This window comes from Cryobacterium fucosi, from assembly GCF_004403515.1.
Taxonomy (GTDB): Bacteria; Actinomycetota; Actinomycetes; order Actinomycetales; family Microbacteriaceae; genus Cryobacterium; species Cryobacterium fucosi.
Map to the genome: position 1 here is coordinate 1 of NZ_SOHH01000068.1, position 22,242 is coordinate 22,242.

At 69.5% G+C, this 22,242-nt stretch carries 19 protein-coding genes and 1 tRNA gene; 19 read left to right on the forward strand and 1 reads right to left on the reverse strand.

Translation table 11 applies throughout. From position 1 onward, the window contains the following. The 18 genes from E3T48_RS16730 to pyk form a co-directional block, all read left to right on the forward strand. Nucleotides 1-1,625 (forward strand): primosomal protein N' (locus E3T48_RS16730; RefSeq protein ID WP_166789688.1); only part of this gene is annotated, 1,625 nt, incomplete at its 5' end. After that, a complete protein-coding gene (gene fmt / locus E3T48_RS09675) occupies nucleotides 1,626-2,552 on the forward strand; it encodes a methionyl-tRNA formyltransferase (RefSeq protein ID WP_134523858.1) in 927 nt (308 codons plus the stop codon). Beyond that, nucleotides 2,549-3,979, forward strand: coding sequence for an RsmB/NOP family class I SAM-dependent RNA methyltransferase (locus tag E3T48_RS09680; RefSeq protein WP_134523859.1), 1,431 nt, complete (start codon nucleotides 2,549-2,551; stop codon nucleotides 3,977-3,979). The genes fmt and E3T48_RS09680 overlap by 4 nt, the downstream gene beginning before the upstream one ends. Nucleotides 3,980-4,143: 164 nt before the next feature. Then, nucleotides 4,144-4,812, forward strand: a complete 669-nt coding sequence (gene rpe / locus E3T48_RS09685) for a ribulose-phosphate 3-epimerase (protein ID WP_134523860.1) — start codon at nucleotides 4,144-4,146, stop codon at nucleotides 4,810-4,812. 12 nt (nucleotides 4,813-4,824) lie between these two features. Next, a complete protein-coding gene (locus E3T48_RS09690) occupies nucleotides 4,825-5,088 on the forward strand; it encodes a phosphoribosyl-ATP diphosphatase (RefSeq protein ID WP_134506683.1) in 264 nt (87 codons plus the stop codon). Between the two features lie 60 nt (nucleotides 5,089-5,148). Then, on the forward strand, nucleotides 5,149-5,988 hold the full coding sequence (hisG, locus tag E3T48_RS09695; protein WP_134523861.1) for an ATP phosphoribosyltransferase: 840 nt from the start codon (nucleotides 5,149-5,151) through the stop codon (nucleotides 5,986-5,988). Between the two features lie 38 nt (nucleotides 5,989-6,026). Next, entirely contained in the window at nucleotides 6,027-6,788 is a 762-nt protein-coding gene (gene hisF / locus E3T48_RS09700) for an imidazole glycerol phosphate synthase subunit HisF (protein ID WP_134523862.1), read from the forward strand. A gap of 62 nt (nucleotides 6,789-6,850) precedes the next feature. Beyond that, nucleotides 6,851-7,246: a phosphoribosyl-AMP cyclohydrolase gene (hisI, locus tag E3T48_RS09705; RefSeq protein ID WP_134523863.1), complete on the forward strand. Its 396-nt coding sequence runs from the start codon at nucleotides 6,851-6,853 to the stop codon at nucleotides 7,244-7,246. 2 nt (nucleotides 7,247-7,248) lie between these two features. Next, nucleotides 7,249-8,787 carry an anthranilate synthase component I gene (locus E3T48_RS09710; protein WP_134523864.1) on the forward strand — a complete coding sequence of 513 codons (1,539 nt, stop codon included), beginning with the start codon at nucleotides 7,249-7,251 and terminating at the stop codon, nucleotides 8,785-8,787. Then, nucleotides 8,788-9,438 (forward strand): Trp biosynthesis-associated membrane protein, encoded by a 651-nt coding sequence (locus E3T48_RS09715; RefSeq protein WP_134523865.1) that lies wholly within the window; start codon nucleotides 8,788-8,790, stop codon nucleotides 9,436-9,438. Nucleotides 9,439-9,497: 59 nt separating this feature from the next. Beyond that, complete coding sequence (locus tag E3T48_RS09720; RefSeq protein WP_134523866.1) at nucleotides 9,498-9,725, forward strand: DUF6704 family protein; 228 nt, start codon at nucleotides 9,498-9,500, stop codon at nucleotides 9,723-9,725. Between the two features lie 4 nt (nucleotides 9,726-9,729). After that, nucleotides 9,730-10,500, forward strand: coding sequence for an indole-3-glycerol phosphate synthase TrpC (gene trpC / locus E3T48_RS09725; protein WP_134523867.1), 771 nt, complete (start codon nucleotides 9,730-9,732; stop codon nucleotides 10,498-10,500). A gap of 2 nt (nucleotides 10,501-10,502) precedes the next feature. Then, nucleotides 10,503-11,714: a tryptophan synthase subunit beta gene (gene trpB / locus E3T48_RS09730; RefSeq protein ID WP_134523868.1), complete on the forward strand. Its 1,212-nt coding sequence runs from the start codon at nucleotides 10,503-10,505 to the stop codon at nucleotides 11,712-11,714. Beyond that, complete coding sequence (gene trpA / locus E3T48_RS09735) at nucleotides 11,711-12,520, forward strand: tryptophan synthase subunit alpha (protein WP_134523869.1); 810 nt, start codon at nucleotides 11,711-11,713, stop codon at nucleotides 12,518-12,520. The genes trpB and trpA overlap by 4 nt, the downstream gene beginning before the upstream one ends. 101 nt (nucleotides 12,521-12,621) lie before the next feature. Then, on the forward strand, nucleotides 12,622-13,602 hold the full coding sequence (lgt, locus tag E3T48_RS09740; protein WP_134523870.1) for a prolipoprotein diacylglyceryl transferase: 981 nt from the start codon (nucleotides 12,622-12,624) through the stop codon (nucleotides 13,600-13,602). Nucleotides 13,603-13,718: 116 nt separating this feature from the next. Then, nucleotides 13,719-18,296: a glutamate synthase large subunit gene (gene gltB, locus E3T48_RS09745; RefSeq protein ID WP_134523871.1), complete on the forward strand. Its 4,578-nt coding sequence runs from the start codon at nucleotides 13,719-13,721 to the stop codon at nucleotides 18,294-18,296. Then, complete coding sequence (locus E3T48_RS09750) at nucleotides 18,289-19,746, forward strand: glutamate synthase subunit beta (RefSeq protein ID WP_134523872.1); 1,458 nt, start codon at nucleotides 18,289-18,291, stop codon at nucleotides 19,744-19,746. The genes gltB and E3T48_RS09750 overlap by 8 nt, the downstream gene beginning before the upstream one ends. 110 nt (nucleotides 19,747-19,856) lie before the next feature. After that, the gene (gene pyk / locus E3T48_RS09755) at nucleotides 19,857-21,302 is read left to right on the forward strand and encodes a pyruvate kinase (protein ID WP_134523873.1); all 1,446 of its coding nucleotides are present in this window, start codon (nucleotides 19,857-19,859) and stop codon (nucleotides 21,300-21,302) included. A gap of 160 nt (nucleotides 21,303-21,462) precedes the next feature. Here the strand turns inward: pyk and E3T48_RS09760 are convergent. Further along, nucleotides 21,463-21,545: transfer RNA gene (locus E3T48_RS09760), tRNA-Leu, on the reverse strand. Between the two features lie 38 nt (nucleotides 21,546-21,583). Here E3T48_RS09760 and E3T48_RS09765 point away from each other — a divergent pair. Then, nucleotides 21,584-22,189, forward strand: a complete 606-nt coding sequence (locus E3T48_RS09765; RefSeq protein ID WP_134506658.1) for an ANTAR domain-containing response regulator — start codon at nucleotides 21,584-21,586, stop codon at nucleotides 22,187-22,189. Nucleotides 22,190-22,242: the final 53 nt, after the last annotated feature.

The following is a 22,242-nucleotide window of genomic DNA, read 5'->3' on the forward strand; positions in this document are numbered from 1 at the left end:
CCTGGCTGGCCGCCGAGGCTGCGCGGGCCGCGCCGGGCGCCGCCGACCCGGTGGCCGCGCCGCCGGAGGGCTTCGTCGACTACCCGGCCGGGAGCCTCGGCACCGTCGTCGCCGAGCGGAAACGCCTCTGCGTCGCGGCCGTGCCGACCCTGATGCCCCTGCCGGGCGGACCGACCATCGGGCGCTGGGCGCACACCATGGCCGAGCTCGCCGTGACCGCCCTCTCCGCCGGGAGGAGCAGCATCCTCGTCGTCCCCGACTACCGGGACCAGGATCAGGTGCAGGCAGCACTCGACCTCCTCGCCCCCGCCGGCACGGTCAGCCGGGTCGACGCCCGCCAGCCGAACGCCGACCGGTACCGGGCATTCCTCGCCTGTCTGGCACCCGCGCCGCGAATCGTCCTGGGCAACCGCTCCGCCGTATACGCCCCGGCGCACGAGCTGGGCCTGATCGCGCTCTGGGACGACGGCGACCCCCTGCACGGCGAACCGCTGAGTCCCTACGTGCACGCGAGGGACGCCGCCCTGGTCAGGCAGGGCCAGGCCGACTGTGCTCTCGTCTTCCTCGGGCACACCCGCACGGTGGAGGTGCAACGCCTCGTCGAACTCGGTTGGCTGGGCGAGGTGCGCCCCGCCAGGAGCCAGCACCCCCGGGTCATCCCTACCGACTTCCAGGCCGCCTCCGACCAGCAGGCCCGCGCCGCGCGGATTCCCTCGGCCGCCTGGCAGGCCGCCAGGGACGCCCTTCAGGACGGGCCGGTGCTCGTGCAGGTGGCCAGCCCCGGCTACGCGCCGATGCTCGCCTGCCAGACCTGCAAGAAGGCGGCCCGCTGCACAGCCTGCCAGGGCCCGCTCGGCCTGGCCTCGGCGGCGTCGCTGCCGTCCTGCCGCTGGTGCGGCGCCCTCGCTGCCGACTGGAGCTGCGCGCACTGCGAGGGCCGCAAACTCCGGGTCGTCAGCCTGGGCACCGGCCGCACCGCCGAGGAACTCGGCCGGGCCTTCCCCGGGGCCAGGGTCATCATCGCCGACGGTGACCACCAGGTGCAACAGCTCGGCGCCGCACCTGCCCTCGTCATCGCCACCCGCGGTGCCGAGCCGATCCCGGTCGGCGGCTACCGGGCCATCCTGCTGCTCGACGGGGAACGGATGCTCGCCCGCGAATCCCTCCGCGTCGGGGACGACGGCCTCCGCGCCTGGTGCAACACGGCGGCCCTGGCCGCTCCCGGGGCGCCCGTGATGCTCGTCGGAGTCGGCGGCACCCTCGCCCGAGCGCTGAACGCGTGGCAACCCGAGGTGCACGCGGCCTCCGAGCTGGCCGACCGGCGGCAGCTGCGGTTCCCGCCCGCCGTGCGGGTTGCGTCCGTCACCGGCGCCGCAGAAGACGTGGCGGCGGCTCTTGTCGACCTCGATCAGGTTCCCGGGCTCGACGTCCTCGGCCCGGTGGCGACCGACCCGCCCCTCGTGCGCGCCATCGTGCGCTTCCCCTACGGGAGCGGCGACGAGGCCGCCCGCCTGCTCAAGGCCGCCATCGTGCGGAACGCGGCCAGGCGGCGGCGGCCGAAGGGCGCTCCCTTCCGAGCGGCACCTACACTCAAAGTACGATTCGACGACCCGGAGTTGCTCTAAATGAAAATCGTCTTCGCGGGCACTCCCCAGGCGGCAGTGCCCAGCCTGGCGCTGCTGGCCGACTCCCCGCACGACCTCGTCGCCGTGGTGACCCGTACCGATGCGCCGCTCGGCCGCAAGCGCACCCTCACCCCGTCCCCGGTCGGGCAGGCCGCCGCGGACCGCGACCTCCGCCTGCTCAAGACCAACCGCCTCGACGAGGCCGCCACCGCCGCCACCGCCGAGATCGCGGACCTCGCGCCCGACCTGGGCGTGATCGTCGCCTACGGCGGACTCGTCAGGGATCCCCTGCTCTCCGTGCCGCGCCTCGGCTGGATCAACCTGCACTTCTCCCTGCTTCCCCGCTGGCGCGGCGCCGCACCGGTGCAGCGTGCCCTGATCGCCGGCGACGCGCGCACCGGCGCCGCGGTCTTCCAACTGGTGCCCGAACTGGACGCCGGCGCGGTCTTCGCCGTGCAGTCAGAGCCGATCGGCCGACACGCGACCGCGGGCACCCTGCTCTCCGGACTGAGCGAGAGCGGTGCGCGGCTGCTGCTCGGCGTGGTCGACGACCTCGAGGCCGGTCGGGCAACCGCGGTCGACCAGTCCGGGGAGGTCACCCTCGCCCCCAAACTCACCCTCGCCGACGCCCGGATCGACTGGTCAGCCCCGGCGGAGACCGTCCACAACCGGATTCGCGGCGTCACCCCAGAGCCCGGCGCGTTCACCACGGTGAATGACGTTCGCCTCAAACTCCTCGATGTCGCCCCGACCCATGGGGCCCTGCCGCACCCGGCAGGCGTGATTCGAGAGATCGACAAGAAAGTGCTGATTGGAACCGGGACCGAGCCCCTCGAGCTCGTCACGGTGCAACCGGCGGGAAAGACGACAATGAGGGCAGCGGACTGGTGGCGTGGACTGGCGGCGACGGAGGTGGTCGCCTCATGAGCGACGAGCGAGGCCGGGGCCGGAAGCAGGAACGCCCGCGCACGCAACACGATTTCGTCCAGCCGGCCAGGCGGGTCGCCTATGAGGTGATCGCGGCCGTGCGCGAATCCGATGCGTACGCCAACCTGCTGCTGCCCACCCGCATCAAACGGGCCGCCCTGAACACGGCGGATGCCGCCCTGGCCACCGAGCTGACCTACGGCACCCTGCGGATGCAGGGGTTCTACGACCGGGTCATCGCCGAAGCGGCCGGCCGGCCGGTCTCCGCGATCGACCCCGCCATCCTCGACGTGCTGCGACTCGGCGCCCACCAGCTCCTCGCGACCCGGGTCGCGACCCACGCCGCGGTGAACGAATCGGTCGAGCTGGCCAGGCAGGTCGGCTCGCGGGCCGCCACCGGCTTCACCAACGGGGTCCTGCGCACCATCTCCCGGTCCAGCACCGAGGAATGGCGCGAGCGGATCCTCGCCGACGCCACCGGCGACGACGACCGTCTCGCAATCGAACACTCCCACCCGGTGTGGGTCGTCCGCGCCTTCCGGCAGTCCCTCCGGATCGAGGGGCGCGAAGCCGAACTCGATGACCTGCTGATCGCCGACAACGCGGCGCCACGGGTGAACATGGTCGCCCTCCCCGGACTCGTCCCCGCGGGGGAGACGGCAGGCCTCGGCGAGGCCAACACGTTCTCACCGACCGGTTTCGTGCTTGCCGGCGGAGACCCGGTGCACCTCATGCACGACCACAACGGCCGGATCCGCGTGCAGGACGAGGGCTCGCAGCTGGCGGCCCTGGCCCTGAGCCGGGCCCGCCCGGCCGAAAAGGGGGAACGCTGGCTCGACCTCTGCGCCGGCCCGGGCGGCAAGGCGGCGCTGCTCGCCGCCGAGGCCCTCGCCGTGGGCGCCGAGCTCGTGGCCAACGAACTCGTCCCCGCCCGGGCCACGCTTGTGCGCAAGGCGCTGGCCGCCGTTCCGGCCGCGGTCCCGGTCTGGGAGGAGGACGGCACGACCTTCGGCGACGCCCACCCCGAGGCCTTCGACCGGATCCTCCTCGACGCGCCCTGCACCGGCCTCGGCGCCCTGCGCCGCCGCCCGGAGGCGCGCTGGCGCAAACTGCCCCGGGATGTCGCCGAGCTCAGCGACCTGCAGTCCGGCCTGATCGACGCCGCCCTCGGCGCGCTCAAGCCCGGCGGCATCCTCGCCTACGTCACCTGCTCGCCGCACATCGCCGAAACCAGGGGCATCGTGGCCACGGCGCTGAAGAAGTGGGGCGGCGCTGTTCGCACCCTCGACACCGCGGGCGTCCTACAGGGCCTCGCGAGCTCCCCGCTCGACCTGCCCGGCGACGGCGGCAGCGGCAGCGTACAACTCTGGCCGCACCGGCACGGCACGGACGCGATGTTCATCACCCTGCTCGAACGCACCGCCTAGCCCGCGTCGAATTCGACGGAGTTTTTGACCTTCCGGGCATATAAGTGCTCGATTTGGGCGATTTCGGCGCAAATCTCCGTCGAATTCGACGGGTAGTTCGCGGGGCGGGTGCGGGCAGCGGGCTGCGGGAACGGTGGGCGGATGCCACGGGTTAGGGTGAAGTCATGCCCTCCAGGATCAACCCGAGCATTCTCGCCGCCGACTTCGCCAACCTCGAACAGGAACTGGGGCGCATCCGCACCGCCGACCTCGTGCACGTGGACATCATGGACAACCATTTCGTGCCGAACCTCACGTTCGGCCCGCCCGTCGTCTCCCGCCTGGCCCAGGTCTCGCCACTGCCGTTCGACGTGCACCTGATGATCGACAACCCCGAGCGGTGGGCGCCCGGCTACGCGGAGGCCGGGGCCTTCTCGGTGACCTTCCACGCCGAGGCCACCACCAACCCGGTCGGCCTGGCGCGGAAGCTGCGCTCGATCGGCGCGCGCGCGGGCATCGCCCTCAAGCCGGGCACCGCGGTCGAGCCCTACCTCGAACTCCTGCCCGAATTCGACCAGGTCCTGGTGATGACCGTCGAGCCGGGCTTCGGTGGGCAGAGCTTCATGCCGTCGACCATGCGCAAGCTGAAGACGCTCTCCGAGAACGTCCGCAAGGGCGGCCTCGACGTCTGGCTGCAGGTCGACGGCGGCATCACCGAGGACACCATCGTGATCGCCGCCGAGGCCGGCGCCGACACGTTCGTCGCCGGTTCGAGCGTGTTCAACGCCGCCGATCCCGCCGCCCAGATCGCCCGGCTGCGCGCCGCCGCGGACGAACACCGGCACGCGCACTAGTAACCTAGGGGAGTGAAGACATTCGACGACCTCTTCGCTGAGCTGAGCGACAAAGCACGAACCAGGCCTGAGGGCTCTGGAACAGTGCGTGAGCTTGATGCCGGCGTGCACGCCATCGGCAAGAAGATCGTTGAGGAAGCCGCAGAAGTCTGGATGGCGGCCGAATTCCAAAGCGACGAGGAGACGGCGGCCGAGATGTCGCAGCTCATCTACCACGTGCAGGTGCTCATGCTGGCGAAGGGGCTCACCCCGGCCGACGTGTACCGGCATCTGTGACGGCCCGGCCACCGGCCGACTCCGTCCACCTCCGCAAACGTTGAACGCTGAAAGAACACCATGTTGAGAATCGCCGTGCCCAACAAGGGCTCGTTGTCCGAAACCGCCGCGCAGATGCTGTCCGAGGCCGGGTACACCGGTCGTCGCGATCCGCGCGACCTCGTCGTCGCGGACCCGCGCAACGACGTCGAGTTCTTCTACCTCCGACCCCGTGACATCGCCACCTACGTCGGTTCCGGAGCCCTCGACGTGGGAATCACCGGCCGGGACCTGCTGCTCGACTCCCGCTCCCCGGCCCACGAGATCGCCAGCCTCGACTTCGGCGACTCCACCTTCCGCTTCGCCGGCCCCGCCGGCAGGTTCACCGAACTCTCCGACCTGTCGGGCCTGCGCGTCGCGACCAGCTACCCCGGCCTGGTCGAGGCCTTCCTGGCCGAGCACAGCGTGACGGTCACCCTCGTCACCCTCGACGGCGCCGTCGAATCGGCGGTCCAGCTCGGGGTCGCGGATGCCGTCGCCGACGTCGTGTCCACCGGCTCCACCCTGCGCAAGGCCGGCCTGGACATCTTCGGCCCGGTCATCCTCCAGTCGACGGCCGTGCTGATCACCTCCGAGAACGAGAAGCCCGGAATCGCGACACTCCTGCGCCGCCTCCAGGGCGTGCTCGTGGCCCGCCAGTACGTGCTGATGGACTACGACATCCCGGCGGCCCTGCTCGACGACGCCTGCCTGCTCGCGCCCGGGATCGAGTCGCCCACGGTGTCCTCGCTGCACGACCCGGAATGGGTCGCCGTGCGCGTGATGATCCCGCGCCTGGACACCAACCACGTCATGGACGCGCTCTACGAACTGGGCGCCAGGGCGATCCTGATCAGCTCCATCCACAACGCCCGACTGTAACCTGCTGTGTTCCGAGAAGAATCGTCACGGAGGAAATCGTGAGTCTTGCTGTGCGGGTGATTCCCTGTCTCGACGTGGCCAATGGCCGCGTGGTGAAGGGCGTGAACTTCCAGAACCTGCGCGACGCGGGCGACCCGGTCGAGCTCGCCCGCCGCTACTACGAGCAGGGTGCCGACGAACTCACCTTCCTCGACGTCACCGCGACCGTCGACAACCGCTCCACCACCTACGACGTCGTGCGCGCCACCGCGGAGCAGGTGTTCATCCCGCTGACCGTCGGCGGTGGAATCCGCAGTGTGGAGGACGTCTCCCGGCTGCAGGCCAGCGGCGCGGACAAGGTCGGCGTCAACAGCGCGGCGATCGCCCGCCCGGCCCTGATCGGGGAGATCGCCGACCGCTTCGGCTCCCAGGTCCTCGTGCTCTCGCTCGACGTGAAACGCAGCGACCGGACCGAATCGGGTTTCATCGTCACCACCCACGGCGGCCGCACCGAGACCAGCCTGGATGCCGTGGCCTGGGCCGCCACCGCGATCGAGCTGGGCGTCGGCGAACTCCTCGTGAACTCCATCGACGCCGACGGAACCAAGACCGGCTTCGACCTCGAGCTCATCGCGATCATGCGTGAACTCAGTCCCGTGCCGGTGATCGCCTCCGGGGGCGCCGGGCGGGCCCTTGACTTCCCGCCGGCGATCGCGGCCGGCGCGGACGCGGTGCTCGCGGCATCCGTCTTCCACAACGGCGAGCTGACCATCAACGATGTGAAGCGGGAGCTCCGCGCCGCCGGGATGCCGGTGCGCTGATGAACCCCGACCGACCGACGAATGCCGAACGACCGATGAACCCCGAACGAGAAGGCGCCACCATGAATGACCAGGCACGCTCATCCGTCGACGCCGGCCTGACCCTGGCCGCATTCAACTCCGACGGCCTGCTGCCGGCGGTGATCCAGCAGTGGGACACCGGCGAGGTGCTCATGCTCGGCTGGATGGACCGGGAGGCGCTGCGGCGCACCCTCACCGAGGGCCGCGTCACCTTCTGGTCCCGCAGCCGCCAGGAATACTGGCGCAAGGGCGACACCTCCGGGCACGGGCAATACGTGAAGTCCGCCGCGCTCGACTGCGACGCCGACACCCTCCTCGTGCGGGTCGACCAGGTCGGCTCCGCCTGCCACACCGGCACGCGCGCCTGCTTCGACGGGCGGGGAATCGACGTCGCCACCGGCACCCGCCCCGCCGCGCCCGCCGACGCGGTGAACTGACCATGGCCGTCGACGAGACCACGGCCGGGACGACCACAGCCGAACAGTTCGCGGCGCTCGGCCCGGAGCACCGCGTCATCCCGGTCATCCGTGAACTGTTCGCCGACGGCGAGACCCCGGTCGGCATCTACCGCAAGCTCGCCGCGGGGGCGCCGGGCAGTTTCCTCCTCGAGTCGGCCGAACAGGGCGGGATCTGGTCGCGGTTCTCCTTCGTCGGGGTGTCCTCCTTCGGCGTGCTGACCCAGCAGGGCGATGCCACCCGGTGGATCGACTACGGCGTGGACGCCGACCGCGCGCTCGGCGCCGCCGCCGGTCTCGGCCCGCTGGCGGCTCTCTCCGCCCTGTTCGAGCGCTGGCAGACGCCGTGCCTGACCGGGCACCCGCCGCTGACCGGCGGGCTGGTCGGCTTCATCGGCTGGGAGGCCATCCGTCAGATCGAGCGACTGCCGGACCGGCCCCTGGCCGACTACGACGTGCCGGGCCAGGCGTTCAGCTTCGTCGCCGACCTCGTGGCGATCGACCACAAGTTCGGCACGGTGCAGCTGATCGCGAACGTGCTGAACGACGGAACGGACACCCCGGCGGACCTCTGGGCGAGCGCCCAGGCCCGCCTCGACTCCCTCCAGGCCCGGCTCGCCGCGCCGTCGGAGGCCTGGCTGGCCGAGGTCGACCTGTCGACCGCGCCCGATCCCGTGATGCGCACCACCCGCGCCGACTTCGTCGCCTCGGTCGAGGTCGCCAAGCAGCGCATCGTCGACGGTGACATCTTCCAGGTCGTCATCTCGCAACGATTCGACCAGGCCTGCACCGCCGACCCGATCGACGTCTACCGGGTGCTCCGCAGCCTGAACCCGAGCCCGTACATGTACCTCTTGAGCCTCGAGTCCACGTCGGGTGAACCGTACTGGATCGTCGGCTCCTCGCCGGAGGCCCTCGTCAAGGTGCAGCAGGACCGGGTCTTCACCCACCCGATCGCCGGGTCGAAGCCGCGCGGGACCACCCCGGAAACCGACGCCGACTTCGAAACGGAACTCGCCGGCGACCCGAAGGAGCGAGCCGAGCACCTCATGCTCGTCGACCTTGCCCGGAACGACCTGCTCAAGGTGTGCGCGGCCGGATCGGTGGAGGTCACCGAATTCATGCGGATCGAACGGTTCAGCCACATCATGCACCTCGTCTCGTCGGTGGAGGGCAACCTGCTGCCCGGCCGGACCGCCATCGACGTTTTCCGGGCGACCTTCCCGGCCGGAACCCTGTCCGGCGCGCCGAAGCCCAGTGCCCTGGCGATCATCGACGAACTGGAACCCACCCAGCGCGGAGTCTACGGGGGAGTGGTCGGCTACTTCGGCTTCGCCGGGGACGCGGACCTCGCCATCGCCATCCGCACGGCCACCATCATGAACGGCGTCGCCAGGGTGCAGTCGGGCGGCGGCCTCGTCGCCGACTCCGATCCGGCATCCGAATACCAGGAGTCGCAGAACAAGGCGGCCGCCCCGCTGCGCGCCGTGGCCGTGGCCAACGCCATGAAGCGGGTGCGCTGAGTGTCCGCTCGCCGCCTCAAGCTCGCCGTGATCCTGCTGGTGCTCGCCGCCAGCGCCCTCGCCCTGCTGGCCTGGACCCAGGTCTGGATCACCGCCGACGCCCCGCAGCCCGGCACGGCCCCGAAGGCCCTCGAGGTCACCGGTTCGACCGCCGCGCCCGGACTGACCGCCCTCGCCCTGGCCGGGGTGGCCCTCGCCGGCGCGCTCACCATCGCCGGCCCGGTCATCCGCGTCGTCCTCGGCCTGCTCGAAATCCTGCTCGGTTTCTCGGTCGGCCTCGCCGCGGCGCTGGCGCTGGGCGACCCGGCGGGGGCCAGTTCGGCCCTCATCACCGCCGCCACCGGGATTGCCGGCAGCAAGTCCGTCACCGACGGGGTCGTCGCCTCAGTCTCCACGCCGTGGCCCTACCTGGCCCTCGTCGCCGGCGTCGCGATGGCCGCGGCCGGCCTCACCGTACTCGTGACGGCCCGCCGCTGGCCGGGCCCCGGTTCGAGATACCAGGCCGTGCGGTTCGAAGCAGCGGATGCCGCCGACGGCGCCGGCCGCCCGGCGGCCGGCGCTTCCGGCGACCCCGCCACCGACCCGTCCAGCGACGCCGTTGACGACTGGGACGGCCTCACCCGCGGCGAGGACCCCACGGCTCCTCGCTGAAGACGGCCACCGTCAGGCCGCTAGACTTGGTCCGCACGTCAACGCACAAAAGGAGATCAATGAGCTTCGAGTCGGTAGACCCTGGCGAAGGCCATTCCATTGCGGCCTGGACCGCCGTGACCATCATGCTGGTGGCCATCACCATCGGCACCGTGGCGTTCTTCCTCGCGCTGGCCTGGCTCGTCTGGGCTTCGGCGGCGCTGCTCGTCGTCGGTCTCGTCGTCGGCTGGGCGCTTTCCAAGGTGGGCTACGGCGTAGCCGACGCCCAGACTCACGAAGGCCACTAGCCGAGTGCTTTCCGAGCTGCTAGCCGGGGCGATCGCCGACGCGGAGCTCCGCCGCCAGGATCGCCCGTACTCCGTCGTCGAGGCGGCCGCCCTTGCGCGCCCGGCGGCCATCGACGCCCTGTCCGCCCTCGCCCCGGCCGAGCGGGTGAAGATCATCGCCGAGGTGAAGCGGGCGAGCCCGTCCCGGGGCACGCTCGCCGAGATCCGCGACCCGGCCGCCCTGGCCGTGTCCTACGAGTTCGGCGGCGCCAGCGCCATCAGCGTGCTGACCGAGGGGCGGCGGTTCCTCGGCTCGCTGGCCGACCTCGAACAGGTCCGCTCCGCCGTGTCGGTGCCCGTGCTGCGGAAGGACTTCATCGGCGACCCGTACCAGGTGCTCGAGGCCCGCGCGGCAGGCGCCGACCTGGTGCTGCTCATCGTCGCCGCCCTCGACCAGGCCACCCTGGTCTCGCTGCACGATCTCGTGCGCGAACTCGGCATGACCGCCCTCGTCGAAACGCACAGCGCCGACGAGGTCGACCGTGCCCTCGACCTCGGGGCCGGCCTCGTCGGGGTCAACGCCCGGGACCTCTCCACCTTCGACCTCGACCAGGACCTGTTCGGCCGGCTGGCCGACCGGATCCCGTCCGGAGTGGTCCGGGTCGCCGAATCCGCCGTCAAGTCGGCGGCGGATGTCGCACACTACCGTGCCGCCGGAGCCGACGTCGTGCTCGTCGGCGAAGCTCTCGTCACGAGCGACCCCATCCGCACCCTCACCGAATTCCTGGCGGTATAGACATGTCACTCAAAGCAGAAGCAGGCCCGTACTTCGGGGATTTCGGCGGACGATTCGTCCCGGAGTCCCTCGTGGCGGCGCTCGACGAACTCACCAACGAGTACGCCCTCGCCCGATCCGACCCGGCCTTCGCCGCTGAGCTGATGGAACTGCACCGCACCTACACGGGTCGTCCGTCCATCATCACCGAGGTGCCCAGGTTCGCCGCGCACGCCGGCGGCGCCCGCGTCATCCTGAAACGCGAAGACCTCAACCACACCGGGTCGCACAAGATCAACAATGTGCTCGGCCAGGCCCTGCTCACCAAACGCATCGGCAAGACCAGGGTGATCGCGGAGACCGGAGCCGGCCAGCACGGCGTGGCCACGGCGACCGCCGCCGCCCTGTTCGGGCTGGACTGCGTCGTATACATGGGCGAGGTAGACACCGAACGCCAGGCCCTCAACGTTGCCAGGATGCGGCTGCTCGGCGCGGAGGTCGTGCCGGTCACGACCGGCTCCCGCACGCTCAAGGACGCCATCAACGACGCCATGCGCGACTGGGTCACCAACGTGGAGAACACCAACTACATCTTCGGAACGGTCGCCGGCCCGCACCCGTTCCCGGCGATGGTGCGCGACTTCCAGAAGATCATCGGCGAGGAGGCCCGCCAGCAGGTCCTCGACCTGACCGGGCGCCTCCCCGACGCCGTCACGGCCTGCGTGGGCGGCGGCTCCAACGCGATGGGCATCTTCCACGCGTTCCTCGACGACGCCGACGTGGCCCTGTACGGCTACGAGGCCGGCGGCGACGGCGCGGAGACCCTCCGCCACGCGGCGACGATCACCAAGGGACGCCCCGGCATCCTGCACGGCGCCCGCAGCTTCCTGCTCCAGGACGAAGACGGCCAGACCGTCGAGTCACACTCGATCTCCGCCGGCCTCGACTACCCCGGCGTCGGACCCGAGCACTCCTGGCTGGCCAGCATCGGCCGGGCGACCTACCTTCCGATCACCGACGCGGAGGCGATGAACGCCCTGCGGCTGCTCAGCCGCACCGAGGGAATCATCCCCGCCATCGAGTCGGCACACGCCCTCGCAGGCACCCTCGACCTGGGCAAGCGGCTCGGGCCGGACTCCACCATCCTGGTGAACCTCTCCGGCCGCGGCGACAAGGACATGGAAACCGCGGGCCGTTACTTCGACCTGCTCGACAAGGGCGCGGCACAGCTATGACGACAACGACAAGTACGGTCGAATCCACCATCGCCTCGCGGCGGCAACAGGGCGGCGGCGCCCTGATCGGCTACCTGCCGGTCGGTTTCCCAACACTGTCCGAGAGCATCGACGCAGCGGTCGCCCTGGTCGCCGGCGGCGTGGACATCCTCGAACTGGGCCTGCCGTATTCGGACCCGGTCATGGACGGCCCCGTGATCCAGGCCGCCACCCAGCAGGCCCTGGCCAACGGCTTCCGGCTGCGCCACGGCATCGAGGCCGTCGCGGCGATCACCGCCCAGGTGGATGCCCCGGTGCTGGTGATGACCTACTGGAACCCGATCGTGCAGTACGGCGTCGACCGGTTCGCCGACGACCTCCACTCCGCCGGCGGCGCCGGGCTGATCACCCCCGACCTGATCCCCGACGACGCGGCGGCCTGGTTCGCGGCCAGCGACCGCACGGGCCTCGACCGGGTCTTCCTCGCCGCGCCGTCCTCGTCCGACGCCCGGCTGGCGCAGGCGGTCCAGGCGAGCCGCGGTTTCGTCTACGCCGTGTCCACCATGGGGATCACCGGTGCCCGCAGCGACGTCGATTCGGCGGCCCGGGTTCTCATCGACCGCCTGCGCGCGGTCGGGTCGACGAGCGCCTGTGTCGGGCTCGGCATCTCCACCCCCAGCCAGGTGCGGGAAATCCTCGGCTACGCCGACGGCGCCATCGTCGGCTCCGCGCTCGTGAAGGCCCTCGCCGAAGGGGGACTCCCTCTCCTCGCGGTCCTCGCCCGCGACCTCGCCGCCGGTGCCAGGGACATCCGCCCCGCAGTCTGAGGTATGTTGACCGAGGCGGTCGTTCGGCCCCTCGACAGTTTTTCGGCCGGCCCGGCTTGTCGGCCAACCCGGAGTGACCCCGTCACGATGAAAGGTAATACCTGGTGTCTTTTCTGCTGAGCATCCCGAGCCCCGGCCCGGAGTGGAGCTTCTTCGACGTCGGACCGTTCCGGGTCCACGCCTACGCCCTCTGCATCCTGGCCGGGATCATCGCCGCTACCGTGTTGACCTCCCGCCGGCTGACCAGCCGCGGCGGCGAACCGGGCGTCGTGCTCGACATCATCCTGTGGGCCGTGCCGCTCGGCATCGTCGGGGCACGGATCTACCACGTGCTCACCCACCCGGGGGACTACTTCTTCCCGGGCGCCGACCTGCTCCGCACCCTGTACATCTGGGAGGGCGGCAACGCCATCTTCGGGGCGCTGCTCGGCGGTGCCGTGGGCGCGTACATCGGCTGCCGCATGTCCGGCATCCGGTTCTGGGCCTTCGCGGACGCCCTGGCTCCCGGCATGCTCGTCGCCCAGGCGATGGGCCGGCTCGGCAATTGGTTCAACCACGAGCTGTTCGGCCTGCCGACCACCCTGCCGTGGGGTCTCCAGATCGAAACGACCAACCCGGCCTACCCGGTCGGCCTGCCCGCCGGCACCCTGTTCCACCCCACCTTCCTCTACGAGATGATCTGGAATGTGATCGGCGTGGCCGTGATCCTCCTGCTCGAACGTCGGCTCACCCTGCGCTGGGGCAAGGCCTTCGGCGTGTACCTGATCTGGTACGGCCTCGGGCGCAGCTTCTTCGAGTCGATCCGGGTCGACCCGAGCGAGATCTACTTCGGGATCCGCACCAACGTCTGGGCCGCCTACGCCGCGATCCTGATCGGTCTGGTCATCCTCATCGTGCAGAGCCGACGCCACACCGGGATCCCGGTGAGCGCCTACCAGCCCGGCCGCGAATGGAAGGGACCGGATGCTGAGGTAGAATCTGAAGAGTTTGATCCGGAATCCGAGGATCACGGTGATGACGCCGTCGAACCCGCCGGGTCAGGCGATGTTGCAGCCACAAGCACCGACAACACGCGCCTTTAGCCCCAGGGAAAACCCGCGACGGCTTGTCACCCGGTATCACGGGCCGCCGCGCACAAGACCACTTTCAGCGGGCCAGCGTCGTCCCCACTTGCCAGTCACTTCGTGAGGACGGTCCCATGCCGCAAACACCTCTCTTCTCGCGCTTCAGCAGTGTGCCGAAGCCCCAGGGGTTGTACAACCCAGCCGACGAACGGGACGCCTGCGGGCTCGCCATGGTCGCCACCCTGCGCGGCACTGCCGGGCACGACATCATCACGCTCGCCCTGGACGCGCTCCGCAACCTCGAACACCGCGGCGCGGTGGGCTCGGATGCCGGAACCGGCGACGGCGCCGGCATCATCACCCAGATCCCCGACGACTTCCTCCGCTCCGTCACGGACTTCACCCTCCCCGAGGTCGGCCGGTACGCGGTGGGAAACGTTTTCCTGCCGACCGACCCGACCGCGCGCAGCACGATCAAACGTGAGATCGCCCGGATCGTGCGCGAAGAGGGCCTCACGATCCTCGGCTGGCGCGAGGTCCCCGTGCGGCCCGACGAGGTCGGAAACCTGGCCAGGGCCGCCATGCCCGCCATCCAGCAGCTCTTCGTGCAGAGCGACCGGACCGACGACGCCGGGCTGTCCCTCGGCGACATCGCCCTGGACCGCCAGGCGGTCCGTCTGCGCAAGCGCGCCGAACGCGAACTGGAGATCTACTTCGCCTCGCTGTCCTGCCGCACCATGGTCTACAAGGGCATGGTCACCACCCTGCAGCTGGAGCCGTTCTACCCCGACCTCTCCGACCCGCGGTTCGTCTCCAGGCTCGCGCTGGTGCACTCCCGGTACTCCACCAACACGTTCCCGTCCTGGCCGCTGGCGCAGCCGTTCCGGATGATCGCGCACAACGGCGAGATCAACACCGTTCAGGGCAACCGCAACTGGATGCAGGCACGCCAGTCCCAACTCGAATCCGAGCTGCTCGGCGACCTGGCCCCGCTACTGCCGATCGTCACCCCGGGCGGCAGCGACTCCGCCTCGTTCGACGAGGTCGTCGAACTCCTCAGCCTGTCCGGCCGCTCCCTCCCGCACGCGGTCATGATGATGGTGCCGGAGGCCTGGGAGAACCAGACCGACCTCGACGAGGAACGCCGCGCGTTCTACGAGTACCACTCGATGTTGATGGAACCGTGGGACGGACCCGCCGCAATCGTCTTCACCGACGGTTCCCTCGTCGGCGCCACCCTCGACCGCAACGGGCTCCGACCCGGCCGCTACCTGATCACCGACGACGGACTCGTCGTGCTGGCCAGCGAGATCGGTGTGCTCGACATCGACCCGAGCCGCATCGTGCGCAAGGGCAGGCTTCGTCCCGGCAAGATGTTCCTCGTCGACACCGTCGCCGGCCGCCTGATCGAGGACGACGAGATCAAGGCCGACCTGGCCGCCAGCGAGCCGTGGGGAACCTGGCTTGACGCGGGCCGGATCAACCTCAAGGACCTTCCCGACCGGGAGCACATCGTGCACCCGCCGGCATCCGTCGTGCGTCGACAGCGCACCTTCGGCTACACCGAGGAAGAGGTGCGGGTGCTGCTCGCCCCGATGGCACGCACCGGCGGGGAACCGCTCGGCGCGATGGGCTCAGACACCCCGATCGCCGTGCTCAGCGACCGTCCGCGGCTCATCTTCGACTACTTCACCCAGCAGTTCGCGCAGGTGACCAACCCGCCGCTCGACTCGATCCGCGAAGAGGTCGTCACCTCGCTCAAGCTCGGGCTCGGCCCGGAGCGCAACCTGCTCTCGGCCGGACCGGAGCACGCCCGGCAGGTGGTCCTCGACTTCCCCGTGATCGACAACGACGAGCTGGCCAAGATCCAGCACATCGACACCGCCCCCGGCAGCCGCACGACCACCACCATCCGCGGGCTCTACCGGTTCGACGACGGGCCGGACGCCCTGTCCGCCCGCATCGCCGAGATGTGCCTGGAGGCGGACGCGGCGATCGAGGCCGGGGCGATGTTCATCGTCTTGTCCGACCGCGACTCCAACAAGGACTTCGCGCCGATCCCGTCCCTGCTGATGATCGCCGCCGTGCACCACCACCTGATCCGAACCGAGAACCGGATGAAGGTCGGCATCGTGGTCGAGGCCGGCGATGTTCGCGAGGTGCACCACGTGGCCCTCCTGATCGGCTACGGCGCCTCCGCGATCAACCCGTACCTCGCGATGGAAACCTGCGAAGACCTCGTGCGCAGCGGCTACCTGACCTCGGGCACGCCGGAACAGGCCGTGCGCAACGTGATCAAGGCCCTCGGCAAGGGCGTGCTCAAGATCATGTCGAAGATGGGGATCTCCACCGTCTCCTCCTATGCGGGCGCCCAGACCTTCGAGGCCGTCGGCCTCAGCCAGGAGTTCATCGACCAGTACTTCACCGGCACCACCAGCAAGCTCGGCGGGGTCGGGATCGACGTCATCGCCGCGGAGAACGAGGCCCGCCACGCCTCCGCGTACCCGGAGGATGCCGCCGTCACCGCCCACGAACGCCTGAACACGGGCGGCGAGTACCAGTGGCGCCGGGACGGCTCACCGCACCTGTTCAACCCGGAGACGATCTTCCGGCTCCAGCACTCCACCCGCACCCGCCGTTACGACATCTTCCGCGAGTACACGAAACTCGTCGACGACCAGGCCGAGAGCCTGATGACGCTGCGCGGCATGTTCACCTTCGACACCGGCAAGCGCCACCCCGTTCCCCTGGACGAGGTCGAGTCGGTCGAGTCGATCGTGAAGCGCTTCGCCACCGGTGCGATGAGCTACGGCTCCATCTCGCCTGAGGCCCACGAGACGCTCGCCATCGCGATGAACCGCCTCGGGGGCAAGTCCAACACGGGCGAGGGCGGCGAGGACCTCGACCGGTTGATCGACCCGGAGCGGCGCAGCGCCGTGAAGCAGGTCGCGTCCGGCCGGTTCGGCGTGACCAGCATGTACCTCTCCCACGCCGACGACATCCAGATCAAGCTCGCCCAGGGCGCCAAGCCGGGGGAGGGCGGCCAGCTGCCGCCGACGAAGGTGTACCCGTGGATCGCCCGCACCCGGCACGCGACCGCGGGAGTCGGCCTGATCTCGCCGCCGCCGCACCACGACATCTACTCGATCGAAGACCTCAAGCAGCTGATCTTCGACCTCAAGCGGGCCAACCCCCAGGCGCGGATCCACACCAAACTGGTCAGCCAGTCCGGGATCGGCGCGGTCGCGGCGGGTGTCGCCAAGGCGCTGTCCGACGTGATCCTGATCTCCGGCCACGACGGCGGCACGGGTGCCAGCCCGCTGAACTCGCTCAAGCACGCCGGAACGCCCTGGGAACTCGGGCTCGCCGAGACCCAGCAGACACTCATGCTCAACGGCATGCGTGACCGGGTGGTGCTGCAGGTCGACGGACAGCTCAAGACCGGCAGGGACGTCGTGATCGGCGCGCTGCTCGGCGCCGAGGAGTTCGGCTTCGCCACCGCGCCCCTGATCGTCGAGGGCTGCGTCATGATGCGCGTCTGCCACCTCGACACCTGCCCGGTCGGAGTGGCCACCCAGAACCCGGAGCTGCGGAAACGGTTCACCGGCAAGGCCGAATACGTGATCAACTTCTTCGAGTTCATCGCCCAGGAGGTGCGCGAATACCTTGCCGGCCTCGGTTTCCGCAGCCTCGAAGAGGCGATCGGACACCGGGAGATCCTCAACGTCGACGGCGCACTCACGCACTGGAAGGCATCCGGCCTCGACCTGTCGCCGATCCTGGTCGGACCGGACTTCTCCGCCGGCGAGCCGAGGCAATCCGGCCGTCCGCAGGAGCACGAGCTGGAACTGCACTTCGACAACGAGCTCATCCGCCGGAGCGCCAGCGTGCTTGACCACGGCGGCACGATCGCCATCGAGCTGCCCATCCGCAACACCGAACGGGCCGTCGGAACGATGCTCGGCCACGAGGTGACCGTGCGCCACGGCGAACAGGGTCTCCCGGCCGGTTCGATCGACGTCACCCTCACCGGATCGGCCGGCCAGTCCTTCGGCGCGTTCCTGCCCAGCGGCATCACCCTGCGGCTCGAGGGCGACTCGAACGACTACGTCGGGAAGGGCCTCTCCGGCGGGCAGATCATCGTGCGCCCCGACCGGCGCAGCCTCTTCCCCGCCGAGCAGAACGTGATCGCCGGCAACGTGATCGGCTACGGCGCGACCCAGGGCAGCATGTTCATCCGCGGAATCGTGGGGGAACGGTTCCTGGTGCGCAACTCCGGCGCGACCGCCGTCGTCGAAGGCGTCGGCGACCACGCCCTCGAATACATGACCGGCGGGCTCGCGGTGATCCTCGGCGAGACGGGGCGCAACCTGGGGGCCGGAATGAGCGGCGGAACGGCGTACATCTTCGACCTCAAGAGCGACAACGTCAACTTCCAGGCCCTCCAATCGGGGGAGCTGACCATGTCTCCGCTGGGCAGCGCCGATCGGGAGATCGTACGCGACCTGCTCGAACAGCACCGCGAGTACACCGATTCACCGCTCGCGGCCCGGCTGCTCGCCGACCTCGAAACCACCATGTCCACATTCGTCAAGGTGCTGCCGCGGGACTACGCGGCCGTGCTGGCAACCAGGCAGAATGCCGTCGCCGAGGGTCTCGACCCCGACGGCGACGTCGTCTGGAACCGCATTCTGGAGGTAACCAATGGCTGATCCGAAGGGCTTCCTCAAGACCACGGAGCGTGAAACCCCGGCCCGCCGTCCCGTGTCCGTTCGCCTGATGGACTGGAAAGAGGTCTACGAGCAGGGCGACGCGGCGCAGTTGAAACGCCAGGCCGGCCGCTGCATGGACTGTGGCGTGCCGTTCTGCCACCAGGGCTGCCCCCTGGGCAACCTGATCCCCGAGTGGAACGACCTCACCTGGCGGGATGAGGGGAGGCAGGCGATCGAACGTCTCCACTCCACGAACAACTTCCCCGAGTTCACCGGCCGGCTCTGCCCGGCGCCCTGCGAATCCGCCTGCGTCCTGGCCATCAGCCAGCCCGCCGTCACGATCAAGCAGGTGGAGGTGTCCATCATCGACCAGGCGTTCGCCAACGGCTGGGTGCAGCCGCAGCCGCCGGGGCGGCTCACCGGAAAGACCGTCGCCGTCGTCGGTTCCGGCCCGGCCGGCCTCGCGGCGGCGCAGCAGCTCACCCGCGCCGGGCATACCGTCGCCGTCTTCGAACGAGACGACCGGATCGGCGGGCTGCTCCGTTACGGCATCCCCGACTTCAAGATGGAGAAGAAGCACCTCGAGTCGCGGCTGGCGCAGATGACGGCGGAGGGAACCCGGTTCCGGGCCGGCGTCAACATCGGCGTCGACATCACCTGGGACGCCCTGCGCGCCAGGTACGACGCCGTGGTCATCGCCACCGGCGCGATGGTGCCCCGCGATCTCCCGATCCCCGGGCGGGACCTGCCCGGCGTGCACTTCGCGATGAAATACCTGGTCCAGCAGAACAGGGTCGGCGCGGGCGACACCGTCGACCAGCAGATCACGGCGGAAGGCAGGCACGTGGTCGTGCTCGGCGGCGGCGACACCGGCGCCGACTGCATCGGCACCGCGCACCGTCAGCTGGCGGCATCCGTCACCAACCTCGCAATCGGCACGCGGCCGGGCACGAGCCGCCCGGAGCACCAGCCGTGGCCGCTCTCGCCGACGCTGTTCGAGGTGTCGAGCGCCCACGAAGAGGGCGGCAGCCGGCAGTACCTCGCGTCGACGATCGAGTTCCTGGCGAACGACGCCGGCGAGGTGCGCGCGATCCGGGTCGCCGAGACCGAGTACCGGGGCGGGCGCCGCGTGCCCAAGGCGGGCACCGAGCGGGAGATCCCCGCGGATCTCGTGCTTCTGTCCCTCGGATTCACCGGGCCGGAATCCCGCGACCTCACCGCGCAGCTGCAATTGCCGGTCGACGACCGGAGTAATGTCGAACGTGACGGCAACTACCAGACCAGTCACGAAGGAGTCTTCGTTGCCGGAGACGCCGGTCGCGGCCAGTCGCTCATCGTATGGGCGATCGCCGAGGGCCGGGCTGCGGCAGCCGCCGTCGATCGTTACCTCGAAGGTGAGACCCTACTGCCTGCTCCGGTCAAACCGACCGACCATGCCTTCGCAATCTGATTGGTCCGTTACCAAGTGATCACCACCGAAGAGACCCACCACCCCGTGGTCTCTGCCCCCACGAAAGCACCACAGCGCCAAAGAAGCGCGGAAACCGGAGAATTTTCAGTATGAGACGCGCCAAAATCGTTGCCACCCTCGGGCCGGCGGCATCCAGCTACGAACAAATTCGAGCGCTCATCGATGCGGGCGTCGATGTCTGCCGGATGAACCTCAGCCATGGGGACTATCAGGTCCACGAAGGCGTTTACGCGAATGTTCGCAAGGCCGCGAATGACTCCGGCCGTGCGGTCGCCGTCATGGTCGACCTGCAGGGGCCGAAGATCCGTCTCGGCAAGTTCGAAGGCGGCCCTTACGAACTGGCCGTCGGCGACATCTTTAAGATCACCACCGAAGAGGTCGTCGGCACGCGGGAACTCTCCGGCACCACGTACAAGGGCCTTCCCCAGGACGTCAAGGCCGGCGACTTCCTCCTCATCGACGACGGCAAGGTCAAGGTCGAGGTTGTGGTCACGAACGGCACCGTCGTGACCACCAAGGTAGTCGTCGCGGGCCCCGTCTCGAACAACAAGGGCATCAACCTGCCCGGAGTCGCCGTCAACGTGCCGGCCCTGTCCGAAAAGGACGAGGCTGACCTGCGCTGGGGTCTCCGGCTCGGAACGGACCTGATCGCGCTGTCGTTCGTGCGCGACGCCGCCGACATCACCCGCGTGCACGAGATCATGGCTGAGGAAGGCCGTCGCGTCCCCGTGATCGCGAAGATCGAGAAGCCGCAGGCCGTCGAGAACCTCGAAGGCATCGTCGACGCGTTCGACGCCATCATGGTCGCCCGTGGCGACCTGGGCGTGGAGCTGCCGCTGGAGGCCGTGCCGATCGTGCAGAAGCATGCGGTCGAGCTCGCTCGTCGCATGGCCAAGCCGGTCATCGTGGCGACCCAGATGCTGGAATCCATGATCCACAGCCCGGTGCCGACGCGCGCGGAAACGTCCGACGTGGCCAACGCCGTGCTCGACGGTGCTGACGCGGTCATGCTCAGTGGCGAGACCAGCGTCGGGGAGTACCCCGTCGTCACGGTCCAGACCATGGCGCGCATCGTGGCCTCGACGGAGGACCACGGCCTGGAGCGCATTGCTCCGCTGACGAACAAGCCGCGCACCCAGGGCGGGGCGATCACCCTGGCCGCCATCGAGGTTGCCGAGTTCGTCGAGGCGAAGTACCTCTGCATCTTCACCGAGTCCGGTGACTCGGCCAGGCGGATGTCCCGCCTGCGTTCGAAGATCCCGATGCTGGCCTTCACCCCGGAGCCCGGCATCCGTCGTCGCCTTGCCCTCAGCTGGGGCATCCAGACGTACCTGGTCGAGCGGGTCACCCACACCGACGCCATGTTCGGCCAGGTGGACGACATTCTGCTCAGCCAGGGTCTGGCCCAGCTCGGCGACAAGGTCGTCGTGATCAGCGGATCCCCTCCCGGAATCGCCGGCTCCACGAACGACATCCGTGTGCACCGCGTCGGCGATGCGCACAACGAGGTTCACCCGGCCTACGCCAAGAACTGACCCCGAACGAGAAACCCCGCCCCGTGTCCGCACGCGGCGGGGCTTTTCGCGCCCTGAAGGGATCGTTTGGCACGGCGGGAGGGCTTCGATGGGGGGCTGATTCGGCGACGCCGCGGAAGGGCGCACGACACTTCCGCGGTGGAAACAGCCTGGGTGTCGGTACCGGTGGTGGGACTCGAACCCACACGTCCTCTCGAACAAAGCATTTTGAGTGCTCCGCGTCTGCCATTCCGCCACACCGGCTCACAACACCTGGATCAGAATACCGTAGGCTTTGACCCGTGACCGACCAAGATTCCACTCCAGTTCCTCCTCGCCGCGTCGTCGTGGCCGAGGACGAGTCCCTCATCCGCCTCGACATCGTCGAAATCCTCCGCGACGCCGGATTCGAAGTGGTCGGCGAAGCCGGCGACGGCGAAACCGCCGTGGCCCTCGCCACCGAGCTGCGGCCCGACCTGGTGATCATGGACGTCAAGATGCCTCACCTTGACGGCATCTCCGCCGCCGAACGCATCACCAAGGCGCACATCGCCCCGGTCGTGCTGCTCACCGCGTTCAGCCAGAAGGAACTGGTCGAGCGGGCCACGGAGGCCGGCGCGCTGGCGTACGTCGTCAAGCCGTTCACGCCCAACGACCTGCTCCCGGCGATCGAGATCGCCCTGTCCCGCTACAGCCAGATCATCACGCTCGAGGCCGAGGTCGCCGACCTGGTCGAGCGGTTCGAGACCCGCAAGCTCGTCGACCGGGCCAAGGGCCTGCTCAACGAGAAGATGGGCCTCTCCGAGCCGGAGTCGTTCCGCTGGATCCAGAAGGCATCCATGGACCGCCGCCTGACCATGCACGACGTCGCCCAGGCGATCATCGAGCAGCTCTCCGCAAAAAAATAGGCGGCGCTCTCGACTCAGGAAAAGACACGCAGGCAAACCGTGGGTGGACGGGT